This is a genomic window from Streptomyces sp. NBC_01013, assembly GCF_045162765.1.
In the GTDB taxonomy this organism is placed as follows: Bacteria; Actinomycetota; Actinomycetes; order Streptomycetales; family Streptomycetaceae; genus Streptomyces.
In genome coordinates, this window is record NZ_CP108687.1 from 5013514 (window position 1) to 5027181 (window position 13668).

Here is a 13668-nt window from a genome sequence, read left to right on the forward strand (position 1 = left end):
GTGCGGAACACAAGCGAAACGATTTCGTTTCGCTGAGTGCACCGGGTACCGTCGAGGTGTACGAAACAGTTTCGTTCGATTGACTGATGTGCGCATCGCATCGGCTGACGTTCGAACCGCATCGACTGACGTAGGAAACGCACGAGCTCAGGAACAGGAGGTCGACCCATGGCACGCACACGGCTCACGCCCGAGCGTGAGAGCGAGCTGTACGCCGCCGTGCTCGACCTGCTCCGCGAGGTCGGATACGACGCCCTCACGATGGACGCCGTCGCCGCCCGCACCCGTTCCAGCAAGGCCACCCTCTACCGCCAGTGGGGGAGCAAGCCCGAGCTCGTCGTCACGGCCCTGCGGCACAACAAGCCCGTGACGCTGGGTGAGGTCGACACCGGCTCGCTGCGCGGTGACTTCCACGCCGTCCTGGGCCGCAGTGACGACTGCCAGATGGAGAAGGACGCCGCGCTGATGCGGGGTCTGAGCCATGCCGTCCATGACAACCCCGATCTTCTCCAGGCCCTGCGCGAACTGCTGATCGAACCGGAAATGACCGGTCTCGACCAGCTGCTGCGCCGTGCCGTGGACCGGGGTGAGCTGCGTCCGGACAATCCGGCGCTGAAATACGTACCGCACATGCTGATCGGCGCCGTCGCCGCTCGGCAGCTGGTCGAGGACCGCGCCGTCGACCAGGCGTTCCTTCTTGACTACGTCGACTCCGTGATCCTCCCCGCTCTCGGCGTCTGACGCAGCCGTCCCCACGGCCTTCTCCCCAAAGCCCCACCTGACACGCCGCTCTCGTCGTCGGGCTGGTTCCTCACGCCCTTTTCCACTCAACGACCTGACCGGGAGTACGCCTCCGTGGCCACATTCCTCTACAAGCTCGGACGGCTCGCCTTCCGGCGCCGCCGCTATGTCGCCCTGATCTGGGTGGCACTGCTGGCGCTCGCCGGATTCGGTGCGGCCTCCGCGTCCACCGCCACCTCCAGCTCCTTCTCGATCCCGGGTACGGAGGCCCAGAAGGCCTTCGACCTGCTGGAACAGCGATTCCCCGCAGCCAGCGCCGACGGCGCGAGCGCGCGCATCGTCTTCAAGGCCCCCGAGGGCGAGAAGATGACGGACCCGGCCAACAAGGCCGAGGTCAACAAGATCACCGGTGAGCTCAAGTCCGGCTCGGACCAGATCGCCTCGGTCGTCGACCCGTACGCCGGCAAGGCTGTCTCCAAGGACGGTTCGACCGCGTACATCTCGGTGACGTACAAGGTCAACTCGATGGAGCTGACCGACGCCACCCGGGACGCCCTGGAGGGCTCGGGTGAGGCGGCGCAGAAGAGCGGGATGACCGTGGAGATCGGCGGTGACGCGCTCCAGGTGATGCCGGAGACCGGGGCCACCGAGGTCATCGGCATCGCGCTGGCCGCGGTGGTGCTCGTCATCACCTTCGGCTCGCTGATCGCGGCGGGGCTGCCGCTGCTCACCGCGCTGATCGGGGTCGGCATCGGCGTCTCGTCGATCACGGCGCTGGCCAATGTGCTCGACCTGGGCTCGACCACCTCCACCCTGGCGATGATGATCGGCCTCGCGGTCGGCATCGACTACGCGCTCTTCATCGTCTCCCGCTACCGGGCCGAGCTGGCCGAGGGCCGGGAGCGCGAGGAGGCGGCGGGGCGTGCGGTCGGCACGGCCGGTTCCGCGGTCGTCTTCGCCGGGCTCACCGTGGTCATCGCCCTGGTCGGCCTGGCCGTCGTCAACATCCCGATGCTGTCGAAGATGGGCTTCGCCGCCGCCGGTACGGTCGCCATCGCCGTCCTCATCGCCCTCACCCTCGTCCCGGCCATGCTGGGCTTCGTGGGCAAGCGGGTCGTGGGACGCAAGGCGCGCAAGGCCGCCGAGGCCGAGAACAAGCCCGAGGCCAAGCCGAACATGGGCACCCGCTGGGCGCGGTTCGTGCTGCGCAAGCCGGTGTGGGTGCTGCTGGTCGGTGTGATCGGTCTGGGCACGATCGCCGTGCCGGCCGCGTCGCTGGAGATGGGCCTGCCGGACGACGGCTCCCAGCCCACCAGTACCACTCAGCGCCGTGCCTACGATCTGTTGTCGGAAGGCTTCGGCCCCGGCTTCAACGGCTCGCTGCTGGTCGTCGTCGACACCGCGAACAGCTCCGACGGCAAGACCGCCGCGAAGCAGGTCGGTGACGAGATCTCCGGCATGAAGGGTGTCGTCGCCGTCACCCCGGCCACCTTCAACAAGGCCGGCGACGCGGCGATGATCACCGTCGTCCCGAAGGACCGGCCCAGCTCCGTCGAGACGGAGAACGTGGTCCACGCCATCCGCGACACGGGCAAGGACATCAAGTCCGGCACCGGTGCCGAGGTGCTGGTCACCGGCGCCACCGCGATGAACATCGACTTCTCGCAGAAGATGAACGACGCGCTGCTGCCGTACCTGGCACTCGTCGTCGGCCTCGCCTTCCTGCTGCTGATGGTGGTCTTCCGGTCGGTTCTGGTGCCGCTGAAGGCGGCGCTCGGCTTCCTGCTCTCGGTCGTCGCCGCTCTGGGCGCGGTCGTCGCGGTCTTCCAGTGGGGCTGGCTCGGTGGGCTGTTCGGGGTTGAGCAGACCGGTCCGATCATGTCGATGATGCCGATCTTCATGGTGGGCGTGGTCTTCGGTCTCGCGATGGACTACGAGGTGTTCCTCGTGACCCGGATGCGCGAGGCGTACGTCCACGGCGAGAAGCCCGGCCAGGCCATCGTCACCGGCTTCAAGCACGGGGCCCGGGTCGTCACGGCCGCAGCCGTGATCATGATGGCGGTCTTCTCCGGATTCATCGGTTCCAGCGAGTCGATGATCAAGATGATCGGCTTCTCGCTCGCCATCGCCGTCTTCTTCGACGCGTTCGTCGTCCGCATGGCCATCGTGCCCGCGGTCCTCGCGCTGCTCGGGAAGCGGGCCTGGTGGCTGCCGCGCTGGCTGGACCGCGTGCTGCCCAACGTGGACGTCGAGGGTGAGGGCCTGCGCAAGGAGCTGGCCGGCACCCCCGCCGACGCCGGCGACGCCGGTCCGGATGCCGGGGGCGGGCGCGAACTGACCCGCGTCTGAGCCGGCCGATGAGCCGCTGACCACCGGGGCCGTGTCTGAGCGGAACGCGGCCCCGGGAGCGCCGGTTACCTGTGGGGACGGGGGGCCGGGGCGACGAGAGCCCCCGTGCACACCGTGCACGGGGGCTCTCGTCATGTCGTGGATCAGGCGGGCGCGGTCTCGGTTCTGGCCCGGCTGTGCGTACGCCGCAGGAAACGGATCAGAGGTGCGCAGTCGAACTGCACCACGTCGACGCCGTCCGCCGTATGGCGTTCGACGACCAGCTGGGCCCGGCCGCACGGCCAGATCCGGAAGCTGTCGTGTTCGACGGGGGCGCGCAGGCCGCGCTCCAGCAGATCGCGGCCGACAGCCCACTCCGTGCCGCCGGGGAAGGCGACCTGGACCGTGTCGGGGGCGGCGGCGGTGTCGTATCGCAGCTCGACCGGGACCACGGGCAGGTCGCGGGCGTCGGTGACGAGCCGGGCTCGGGCATGTTCTTTGATCACGGGGGACATGGGCCGGCTCCTCCTGTGTGCGCATGCATCTGTGTCCTCTAATGTCCCATATTTTCGTAAAAGAGCACGATGAGACCGCTTGTTAGTTGTGACAGACCCGCTCTTGCGAACGCTTCGCAACAAGGCCCTATCATTGAGAGGTTCATGACCCCGCGCAGCAATGCAGGAACGCAGGAAGCGGAGCCGCCCCCATGCATGTACCCGACGGATTCATCAACGCACCCGTCTCCGCCGTCGCCGCAGTGGCGGCCGCCGGTGCGGTGGCCGTCAGCCTGAAGGGGGCCCGGCGTGAACTGAACGAACGCACCGCGCCACTGGCAGGACTGGTCGCGGCCTTCATCTTCGCCGTGCAGATGCTGAACTTCCCCGTCGCGGCCGGCACCAGCGGGCACCTGCTCGGCGGGGCGCTGGCAGCGATCCTGGTCGGGCCCTACACCGGAGTGCTCTGCATCTCCGTCGTGCTCCTGATGCAGGGCATCCTCTTCGCCGACGGCGGGCTCACCGCGCTCGGGGTGAACGTCCTCGACATGGGCGTCGTGACCACCGTCGTCGCCTACGCCCTCTTCCGCGGTCTCGTGAGCGTGCTGCCGCGCACCCGCCGCTCCACGACCGCCGCGTCCTTCGTCGCCGCACTGGTCTCCGTACCGGCCGCGGCTGTCGCCTTCACGCTGATGTACTGGATCGGCGGAACCACCGACATCCCGATCGGCAAGGTCTTCACCGCCATGGTCGGGGTCCACCTCCTGATCGGCCTCGGGGAGGCCGCCATCACCGCGCTGACCGTCGGCGCCGTCATCGCCGTCCGTCCCGACCTGGTCCACGGCGCCCGCGGCCTCACCGCCCCGCTCAAGCTCCGCATCGACGGCGAGCTGGTCGACGCCCTCGCCGCCGCGCCCGAGCCCGCCGCGGCCGCCCACCGCTCCACCCGGGGCCTGTGGGCCACCGGCCTGGTCACGGCCCTCGTCCTGGCCGGATTCGTCTCCTTCTACGCCTCCGCGAACCCGGACGGCCTGGAGAAGGTCGCGTCCGACCAGGGCATCGACAAGGAGGCCAAGGACCACGCCGCCAAGGACTCCCCGCTCGCCGACTACGGCGTCGAGGACGTCTCCGACGCCCGGCTCTCCGGCGGCCTCGCCGGCGTGATCGGTGTCGGCGCCACCCTCGTCGTCGGCAGCGGTGCGTTCTACGTGGTCGGCCGTCGCCGTCGCACGAAGGACGAGGCGCCCGTCACCTCCCGCATCGACGAGAAGGTCTGATGGGCGCCGGGCACGCCCACAAGCTCTACCGGCACGGGCACTCGCCGGTCCACGACCTGCCGCCCCACTGCAAACTCGCTGCCGTCTTCGCCTTCGTCGTGGTCGTCGTCACCACCCCGCGCGAGGCGGTGTGGGCCTTCGGGCTGTACGCGCTGCTGATCGCGGGCGCCACCGCCGCGGCCCGCATCCCGGCCACCTTCCTCCTCAAGCGGCTGCTGATCGAGGTGCCGTTCGTCGCCTTCGCGCTGCTCATGCCGTTCGTCGTGCCCGGCGAGCAGACCCACGTCCTCGGGCTCTCCGTCAGCGTCCCCGGACTCTGGGGTGCCTGGAACGTCCTCGCCAAGGGCACCCTCGGCGTCGCGGCCTCCGTGCTCCTCGCCTCCACCACCGAACTGCGCTCGCTGCTGCTCGGCCTCCAGCGCCTGAGGCTGCCGCCGCTGCTCGTCCAGATCGCCTCCTTCATGATCCGGTACGGCGATGTGATCACCGACGAGATGCGCCGGATGTCCGTCGCCCGCCGCTCGCGCGGATTCGAGGCGCGGGGGATACGGCAGTGGGGTGTGCTGGGCAAGTCGGCGGGCGCCCTCTTCATCCGGTCGTACGAGCGCGGCGAACGCGTCCACCTCGCGATGGTGAGCCGCGGCTACACCGGCTCCATGCCGGTCATCGACGAGGTGACGGCCTCGCGTGCCCAATGGGCGTACGCCTCGGCACTCCCCCTGCTCGCCCTCGTCGTGTGTCTGCTGGGATGGACCGTATGAGCCAGTCCACGCCCGTCGCCCCCGCACCGCCCTCTCTTGAGGTCAGCGGTCTCGCCTACGCCTACCCCGACGGCCATCAGGCGCTCTTCGGCGTCGACCTGACCGTCGCGCGCGGCGAACGCGTCGCCCTGCTCGGCCCGAACGGCGCCGGCAAGACCACCCTGGTCCTCCACCTCAACGGCATCCTCGACGCGGGCGCCGGCAGCGTCCGCGTCGCCGGGCTCCCGGTCGAGAAGCGCAACCTCGCCGAGATCCGCCGCCGCGTCGGCATCGTCTTCCAGGACCCCGACGACCAGCTCTTCATGCCGACCGTCCGCGAGGACGTCGCCTTCGGACCGGCCTCCGGCGGGCTGCGCGGCGCCGAACTGGAGGAGCGCGTCGCCGAAGCCCTCCAGCAGGTGGGCATGGAGGAGTACGCGAACCGGCCCCCGCACCACCTCTCCTTCGGCCAGCGTCGCCGCGTCGCGGTCGCCACGGTCCTCGCCATGCGGCCGGAGATCCTCGTCCTGGACGAGCCCTCCTCCAACCTGGACCCGGCCTCACGTCGCGAACTCGCCGACATCCTGCGCTCGTTGGACGTCACCGTGCTGATGGTGACGCACGACCTGCCGTACGCCCTGGAGCTCTGCGGCCGCGCCGTCATCCTCAGCGAGGGCGTCATCGCCGCCGACGACCGCACCCAGGACCTCCTGTGCGACGAGGAACTCATGCGCGCCCACCGGCTGGAGCTCCCCTTCGGGTTCGATCCGCGTTCCGTAACGGTGAACATGAGGTGACCCGCCCCACTCGCGACCTGCGGCGCAATGCACCATGGGGGCATGAGCGGGAGCGCAGGAGCAGGCGTGGACGTACGGGGCACGGCAGCGCCCGGATTCGAACCGGTCCGGGATGCCTTCATCCGTAACTTCGAACAGCGCGGGGACCGTGGGGCAGCGGTCACCGTCTACCGGCACGGACAGAAGGTCGTCGACCTGTGGGCCGGCACCAGAGACGTCGACGGCGTCGAACCGTGGGCCGTCGACACCGTGCAGATCGTCCGCTCGGCCGGGAAGGGCATCGCCGCCGCCGTCCCGCTGCTGCTGCACCAGCGCGGCCAGATCGACCTGCACGCCCCGGTCGGCACGTACTGGCCGGAGTTCAAGGCGAACGGCAAGGAGCGCGTCCTCGTCCGCCACCTCCTCGCCCACCGGGCCGGCATCCCGGCCCTGGACCGGCCACTGACCCCCGACGAGGCGGCCGACGGCGTGAGCGGACCCCGGGCGGTCGCCGCGCAGCGCCCCCAGTGGGAGCCCGGCACCGACCACGGCTACCACGCGCAGACCTACAGCTGGCTCGTCGGCGAACTGGTGCGGCGCGTCACCGGCCGGACCGTCGGCCGCTGGGTCGCCGAGGAGATCGCCCGCCCGCTCGGCCTGGACTTCTGGTTCGGCATCCCGGCCGACGAGGCACACCGGGTGGGCCGGATCGGCCCCGTCGAGCCCCCCGCGGGCGACGGCACGGGAGCGCTGCGGATGCGTCCCAAGCGCTCGGTCGTCGACGCCTACCGCGACCCGGACTCGCTGACCCGCCGGGCGTTCGGCGCCATCGACCCGTTCCCCGACGAGAACGACCGCGGTTACCGGGCCGCCGAACTCCCCGCGTCCAACGGCACCGCCACCGCCCGCGGCCTGGCCCGCTGCTATGCCGCGATGATCGGCCCGGTCGACGGCCACCGGCTGTTCGCCCCGGCCACCCTCACCCTGGCCCGCACCGAGGAGTCGGCGGGCCCGGACCGGGTCCTGGTCGTGAGCACCCGCTTCGGCCTCGGCTACATGCTGCACGGACCGGCGGCCCCGCTGCTGGCCCCGGGCTCCTTCGGACACCCGGGCCGGGGCGGTTCGCTGGGCTTCGCCGACCCCGAATCAGGCATCGCCTTCGGCTATGTGACGAACGGTCTGCAGAAGGGAGTCACCGCCGATCCCCGTGCCCAGGCACTGGTCCGCGCAGTACGGTCGGTTCTATGACCCCTGAGATCCCCGAGACGACTTCGACCCCCGAGGACTCCGAGACCCCGGCCGGCCCCGCGGTCCCCGAGACTCCCGCCATTCCCGAGACGTTCGAGACCGCCGGGCTCTCCGCGGCCGCCGCCGCCTCGGTGGTCCCCGAGCTCCTCGCGGACCCAGCGGCCTCCGGTGCGCTCGCGCGCTTCGACGGATACAGGGCTCTCGTCACCGGGGCGGGCCGGGGCATCGGCGCCGCGATCGCCCGCAGACTCGCTGCGGAGGGCGCCTGGGTCCTGGTCACCGACCTGGACGGGGCCCGGGCGGCGCAGGTGGCGGCGGAGATCCGGGAGCACGGCGGCACGGCCGACTCGCTGGCCTGCGACGTGGCCGACCGGGCAGCGGTCGAGGCGGCGGTGGCCCACGCCGTCTCGGTGTTCGGCGGGCTCGACGTGCTGGTCAACAACGCCTACGCGTGCACCCCCGACGCCGCGCTCTTCGAGGACGAGCCGGACGAGACGTGGCAGCGCGACCTGGACATCACGCTGAGCGGTGCCTACCGGTGCGCGCGCGCCGCGCTGCCGCACCTCGCCGCGTCGGGCCGGGGCGCGATCGTCGGCATCGGCTCCGTCAACGGCGTGCAGGACTTCGGCAACCACGCCTACAGCGCCGCCAAGGCGGGACTGGCGAGCCTCACCCGCACCCTCGCCGGCCATGCGGGACCGCGCGGGGTGCGGGTCAACCTGGTCACCCCCGGCACGATCCGCACCGACGCCTGGTCGGGCCGCGAAGCCGAACTGGCCAAGGTGAGCGGCCTCTATCCGCTCGGCAGGGTGGGTGAACCGGACGACATCGCGGGGGCCGTCGCCTTCCTCGCCTCGCGCGACGCGGCGTGGATCACCGGCACGACGCTGTGCGTGGACGGCGGGCTGACCGCGGTGAACACGGGCTTCCGGCAGGCACTCGCACACGACTGAGACCGGTCCGGGCGCGCGGGGGCGCCCGACCGGTCAACTCGTGTGCAGCATCAGCCCGATCCCGACCACCATCAGGCCGGCCGCCGCGATCCGCGGGGCACCGAACCGCTCCTTGAAGAACACGGCCCCGATGGCAGCGCCCACGATGATCGACGACTCGCGCAGCGCGGCGACCGGGGCGAGTGCCGCGCGGGTCTGGGCCCACAGGACGAGCCCGTACGCCGTCACCGACAGGGCCGCGCCGAGCAGGCCGCGTACCGCGTGGGGGCGGAGTTGGGCGGGCAGGGCGGAGCGGCGGCGGCAGAGGGCGTACAGCGGGATGGCGATGCCCTCCAGGACCATCAGCCAGGCGACGTACCCGAGCGAGCTGCCCGAGGCGCGGACGCCCAGGCCGTCGACCGTGGTGTAACCGGCGATGGCGAGGCCGGTCGCCAGGGCCGCCAGGATCGCCGGGCGGTGGGGGCGCTTGCCGGAGCCGCGGATGCCCCACAGGGCCAGCCCGACCAGTCCCGCCGAGGCGACCGCCACGCCCGCCGTCGCCCAGCCGTCCGGGCGCTCACCCACGAACACGGCGGCGAGGACGGTGACCACGAGCGGGGCCGTGCCGCGCGCGATCGGATACATCTGGCCGAAGTCGCCCAGCGTGAACGACCGCATCAGCAACAGCATGTACGCCACGTGCAGGGCGGCGGACACGAACAGGCAGGGCCAGGCCCCGGCGGCCGGGAACGGGACGAAGGAGGCGGCGGCCGCGCCGATCAGCAGACCGCCCCCGGAGATCAGGGTGAAGGAGAGCAGCTGGTCCTTGATCGCGTGCGCGATGGCGTTCCAGCCGGCGTGGGTGAAAGCGGCCGTCAGGACGGCCATGGCGACGAGCGGGGTCACGCCGTCTGCTCGCGCACGTCCACCAGGGTGCCGCCGGCGTGCTCGATCAGCGTCTGCGGGGCGAGCGGGAAGACCGTGTACGGGGTGCCGGCGGCCGCCCAGACCACCTCGTGGGCGAGCAGCCCTCGGTCGGCCAGTACCCGGGTCCTGGTGCGGTGCCCGAAGGGCGGCACGCCACCGATCGCGTAACCGGTGGCCTCCCGGACCACGTCCGCACCGGGCCGCCGCACCATCGACGCCCCCAACTCCTGCCGTACGAGCTCCACATCAACGCGGGAGGAGCCGTCCACCAGGACCAGGACCGGCACCCCGTCGGCCTCGAAGACCAGCGACTTGACGATCTCGCCGAGCTCGCAGCCGAGGGCGGCGGCGGCCTCGGCCGCGGTGCGCGTGGCCTCCGGGAAGCGGCGGATCTCGACGTCGAGGCCGAGTGCGCGCAGCGCCTCGGCGAACCGGGGGTGGGCGGCGGTGTCGTGGCTCGTCGGGGCGTGGGCGTCGGAAGTGCTCATGCCGTGCACGCTATCGGCCGTGGTCCGGAGCGTGCGACGGGTTTGGTCCGAAGGGACGACGAGGGCCTCTGCCGCAGGCGCGGCGAAGGCTCCGAGTCCGTCCGGCTCCCCGTCACGGCCCCGCGAGCAGGACCTCCGCGACGACCGGGCCGGCCGCGTCCCCGCCGTGGCCACCGGACTGGACGAGGGCCGCCGCCGCGAGGTCGTTGCTGAATCCGGTGAACCAACTGTCGGACGTGGCATGGCCGTCGACCTCCGACGAGCCGGTCTTGCCGCCCTTCCTGCCGCCCACGCTCGCCATCGCGCGGGTGGCCGTGCCCTCCTGGGACGTGGCGGTGTAGTGCAGCATCTGTTCCAACTGCGCGGAGACTCCGCCCGGCAGCGGGCGGGCGGTGGCGAACTTCCGGTCGTCCAGGGCCCGCGGGACGATGTACGGCTGCAGGAACTGACCATGGACGGCGGTGGCGGTGATGGACGCCATGTTCAGCGGATTCATCTGGATCTTGCCCTGACCGATGAACGACGCGGCGGTCTCGGCACCCTCGGAGGCCGGTACCGCGCCGTCCCACGTCACGATGCCGGTCTGCCAGACCTGGCCGATGCCGAAGTACTGCGAGGCCTCGTTGCCGAGCGCGGTGTCCCGCTTGCCGCTGCCCAACGGCAGGATCGGCTTGATGAACGCGGTGTTGCAGGACTTCGCGAAGGCTCGCTGCAGCGTGGCGTTCGGCAGTGCGAAGTCGTTCAGGTTATGGAAGGTCCGGCCCTCCCAGGGCACCGTGGACGGACACTCGACCGCCGAGTTCGCGCTGCCCAGCCCGTTCTGGATGATCATCGCGGCCGTCACGATCTTCATCGTCGAGCCGGGCGCCACCTTGGCCAGGCGCGCCGATTCGAAGCCGTCCGCGGGGTTGTTGGCGATGGCCCGGATCGCGCCGGTCGACGGCTCGACGGCCGCCACGGACGACTTGTCGTACTTCTTCACGGCCTTCTCGGCGGCTGCCTGCACCTTCGCGTCCAGCGTGGTCGGCACCCTGCCCGGCTTCCCCTTGACCAGCGTCAGCAGCGTCCTGTCCACCCCGTCGGCGTTCGCGCTGTTGATCCAGGTCTCGATGCCCGTGGTGCCGCCCGCCTTCTGACCGTACTTCTTGCGCAGCTCGTCCAGGATGCCGCCCAGCGACGGGTACTTCTCCTTGGTGAGCACCTGTCCGGAGCGGTCGACCGCCTCGATCGACGCCGTCTTCGATTCGCCCGTCTCCAGCGACTCGCCCCTGTCCAGCTCCGGATGGATGACGGAGGGCGTCCAGTCGACGAGCGCGTGGCCCGTCGTCACCCCCCGCACCACGGTCAGCTTGGAGTCGTACGACCAGGACTTCGTCTTCCCGCCGTAGGAGACGGTCGCCTCGACCGTGTACGGAACGGTCGAGCCGGTCGCCGGGGCCGGGGTGATCACGGCCTTGGTGACGTGGGCCGATTCGCTGTAGCCGGTCAGCGCGGGCCCGGCGTCGCCCTCGTTGTTGGTGAGCCCGGCGGCGACGGCCGCGTCGCCCTTCGCCCAGGCCGCGAGGAACTTCTTCGACGTCTCGGCGATCTCGTCCTTGGTGACCGGGCCCGTCCGCACCTCGGCCGAGGAGGCCTTGCTGTCCGTGCCGCCCCCGACGCCGCTGTCTCCGAGTCCGTCCAGGATGTTGTACGCCCCGTATCCCACCCCGCCGACCACGACCGCGAACACCCCGCCGATCACGGCTACCTTCGCCCCGCTCCGCATCCCTGCAGTCCCCCTCCCCAGGAGACCCCCTTGAACATGTTCAAGGGGGCTTTTCCGGGGGACTTTACGGGACTGCCGTGACAGCGGGGCCGGTTGTTATCGGAATGCGATCCGGGTCCGCGTGAACAGACCGGTCAAATCCAGGTATCCAGCCACATGCGATCCCGCCACGAATCCTCCGGAATCAGGGTCCCGGTATACAGCGGCCAGAAATAGATGAAATTCCAGATGATCAGAAGGACCAGTACGCCGGCCGCGACCGCCCCCAGTGTCCTGCGTCGTTCGCCCGAGGGATCCTCCTTTGCGAGGCCCAGTTCGTGTTTCTCCCCCGTGCCCGCCGCCGGGCCCAGCATCGCGCCGATCATCATCGCGACCGCGAGACAGAGGAAGGGTACGAAGACGACCGCGTAGAAAAAGAAAATGGTGCGTTCCTGGTAGAGGAACCACGGCACCCACCCCGCCGCCACCCCGCAGGCGATCGCGCCCGCCCGCCAGTCGCGACGGAAGAACCAGCGCCACAGCACGTACAGCAGGGCGAAGCACGCGGCCCACCACAGCAGGGGCGTGCCGAGGGCCAGCACCTCCTGCGCGCACTTGCCGTTCGACGACCGGGTGCAGCCGTTCTGCTCCTCGTAGAAGTACGAGACGGGCCGGCCCAGCACGATCCAGCTCCACGGATTGGACTGGTAGGTGTGGCCGGACGTCAGGTTCACATGGAACTCGTAGACCTGGTTCTCGTAGTGCCACAGGCTGCGCAGCCAGTCCGGCAGCCAGGTCCAGCTGCCGCCCTTGCCGTCGGTCGCCGCCCAGTCCCGGTAGTAGCCGTGCCGGTCGGGGTCGTTGCGCATGATCCAGCCGGTCCACGAGGCGAGGTACGTGAGGACCGCGACCGGCACCGTGGAGACGAACGCCGGCACCAGGTCCCGCTTCAGCACCGCCTTGTAGGGCTGCACCGCGCCCGTGGTCCTTCGCGCGCCCGCGTCCCACAGGACCGTCATCAGGCCGAACGCGACCATGATGTACAGCCCGTTCCACTTGGTGCCGAAGGCCAGCCCCAGTGAGATCCCGGCCGCGATCCGCCACGGACGCCAGCCCAGCCGCAGCCCCTCCGCGACCCCGGTGTCCGGCCGCAGCACGCCGTCCTCGTCGACCGGCAGCGCGGCCGCCAGCCGGCGCCTCGCCCAGTCCCGGTCGATCAGCAGACAGCCGAACGCGGCCAGCACGAAGAACATCAGCACCAGGTCGAGCAGCGCGGTGCGGCTCATCACGAAGTGCAGCCCGTCCACCGCGAGCAGCGCGCCCGCCAGACAGCCCAGGAACGTCGAGCGGAACAGCCTGCGGCCGATCCGGCACAGCATCAGCACCGACAGCGTGCCGAGCACGGCGACCATGAACCGCCAGCCGAACGGCGTGAACCCGAAGAGCTGCTCACCGATCCCGATGATCCACTTGCCGACCGGCGGGTGCACCACGTACCCCGGATCGGTCGGGACCGGCACCTGGGACGGGTCGTTGAGGATCAGCTTGTCGACGTCCTTGGGCCATGCCCCCTCGTACCCCTGCTTGATGAGCGCCCAGGAGTCCTTGGCGTAATACGTCTCATCGAATATCACCGCGTGCGGGCTGCCCAGTTTCCAGAACCGCAGCAGCCCGGCGACCGCCGCGACCAGCAGCGGACCGCCCCACGCCGACCAGCGCACCAGCCGGTCCGCGAGCCGCGGGGGCACTCCGAGCACCGCCCACACCTGGCCGCCCGGGCGGGTGTACGGCGGAACAAGCCGCTCGCGCAGCCCGATACCGGGGCGCGGGGAATGGCCGAAGCGGCGCAGCCGCTGCTGCCAGGATGTCGGCTCCGGGCCGTGTTGTTCCCCGGCGTCTTGGCCCTGCCGGGCCTCGGGCGCAGTACTCGTCACCGCGCCATCGTAGGGAACGCATCTGTGCGAGTGGTGCCG

Annotated in this window: 12 protein-coding genes; 7 read left to right on the plus strand and 5 right to left on the minus strand. The window is 70.8% G+C overall.

Going from position 1 to position 13668, the window contains the following annotated elements:
* Positions 1-168 precede the first annotated feature (168 nt).
* Positions 169-741 carry a TetR/AcrR family transcriptional regulator gene (locus OG538_RS21845; protein ID WP_406096078.1) on the plus strand — a complete coding sequence of 191 codons (573 nt, stop codon included), beginning with the start codon at positions 169-171 and terminating at the stop codon, positions 739-741.
* Positions 742-855: 114 nt separating this feature from the next.
* Positions 856-3090, plus strand: coding sequence for an MMPL family transporter (locus OG538_RS21850; protein WP_406096080.1), 2235 nt, complete (start codon positions 856-858; stop codon positions 3088-3090).
* A 143-nt stretch (positions 3091-3233) separates the two neighbouring features.
* Here OG538_RS21850 and OG538_RS21855 read toward each other — a convergent pair whose 3' ends face one another.
* The gene (locus tag OG538_RS21855) at positions 3234-3584 is read right to left on the minus strand and encodes an SsgA family sporulation/cell division regulator (RefSeq protein ID WP_406096082.1); all 351 of its coding nucleotides are present in this window, start codon (positions 3582-3584) and stop codon (positions 3234-3236) included.
* A gap of 191 nt (positions 3585-3775) precedes the next feature.
* On the opposite strand from OG538_RS21855, the gene OG538_RS21860 reads away from it, so the two are divergent.
* The 5 genes from OG538_RS21860 to OG538_RS21880 all read left to right on the plus strand — a co-directional run bounded on the left by OG538_RS21860 (position 3776) and on the right by OG538_RS21880 (position 8557).
* Complete coding sequence (locus tag OG538_RS21860; protein WP_406096084.1) at positions 3776-4840, plus strand: energy-coupling factor ABC transporter permease; 1065 nt, start codon at positions 3776-3778, stop codon at positions 4838-4840.
* Entirely contained in the window at positions 4840-5601 is a 762-nt protein-coding gene (gene cbiQ, locus OG538_RS21865) for a cobalt ECF transporter T component CbiQ (protein ID WP_406096086.1), read from the plus strand. Before OG538_RS21860 ends, cbiQ begins: the two co-directional genes overlap by 1 nt.
* Positions 5598-6377, plus strand: a complete 780-nt coding sequence (locus tag OG538_RS21870; protein WP_406096088.1) for an energy-coupling factor ABC transporter ATP-binding protein — start codon at positions 5598-5600, stop codon at positions 6375-6377. Before cbiQ ends, OG538_RS21870 begins: the two co-directional genes overlap by 4 nt.
* A gap of 66 nt (positions 6378-6443) precedes the next feature.
* Positions 6444-7604, plus strand: coding sequence for a serine hydrolase domain-containing protein (locus OG538_RS21875; protein ID WP_406100251.1), 1161 nt, complete (start codon positions 6444-6446; stop codon positions 7602-7604).
* Positions 7601-8557, plus strand: a complete 957-nt coding sequence (locus OG538_RS21880) for an SDR family NAD(P)-dependent oxidoreductase (protein ID WP_406096090.1) — start codon at positions 7601-7603, stop codon at positions 8555-8557. Before OG538_RS21875 ends, OG538_RS21880 begins: the two co-directional genes overlap by 4 nt.
* Before the next feature lie 33 nt (positions 8558-8590).
* Here OG538_RS21880 and OG538_RS21885 read toward each other — a convergent pair whose 3' ends face one another.
* From OG538_RS21885 to OG538_RS21900, 4 genes are all read right to left on the minus strand, one after another.
* On the minus strand, positions 8591-9442 hold the full coding sequence (locus tag OG538_RS21885; protein WP_406096092.1) for an EamA family transporter: 852 nt from the start codon (positions 9440-9442) through the stop codon (positions 8591-8593).
* Entirely contained in the window at positions 9439-9951 is a 513-nt protein-coding gene (locus OG538_RS21890; protein ID WP_406096094.1) for a YbaK/EbsC family protein, read from the minus strand. The genes OG538_RS21885 and OG538_RS21890 overlap by 4 nt, the downstream gene beginning before the upstream one ends.
* Before the next feature lie 112 nt (positions 9952-10063).
* Positions 10064-11716 (minus strand): penicillin-binding transpeptidase domain-containing protein, encoded by a 1653-nt coding sequence (locus OG538_RS21895; RefSeq protein WP_406096096.1) that lies wholly within the window; start codon positions 11714-11716, stop codon positions 10064-10066.
* 134 nt (positions 11717-11850) lie between these two features.
* Entirely contained in the window at positions 11851-13629 is a 1779-nt protein-coding gene (locus tag OG538_RS21900; protein WP_406096098.1) for a dolichyl-phosphate-mannose--protein mannosyltransferase, read from the minus strand.
* Positions 13630-13668: the final 39 nt, after the last annotated feature.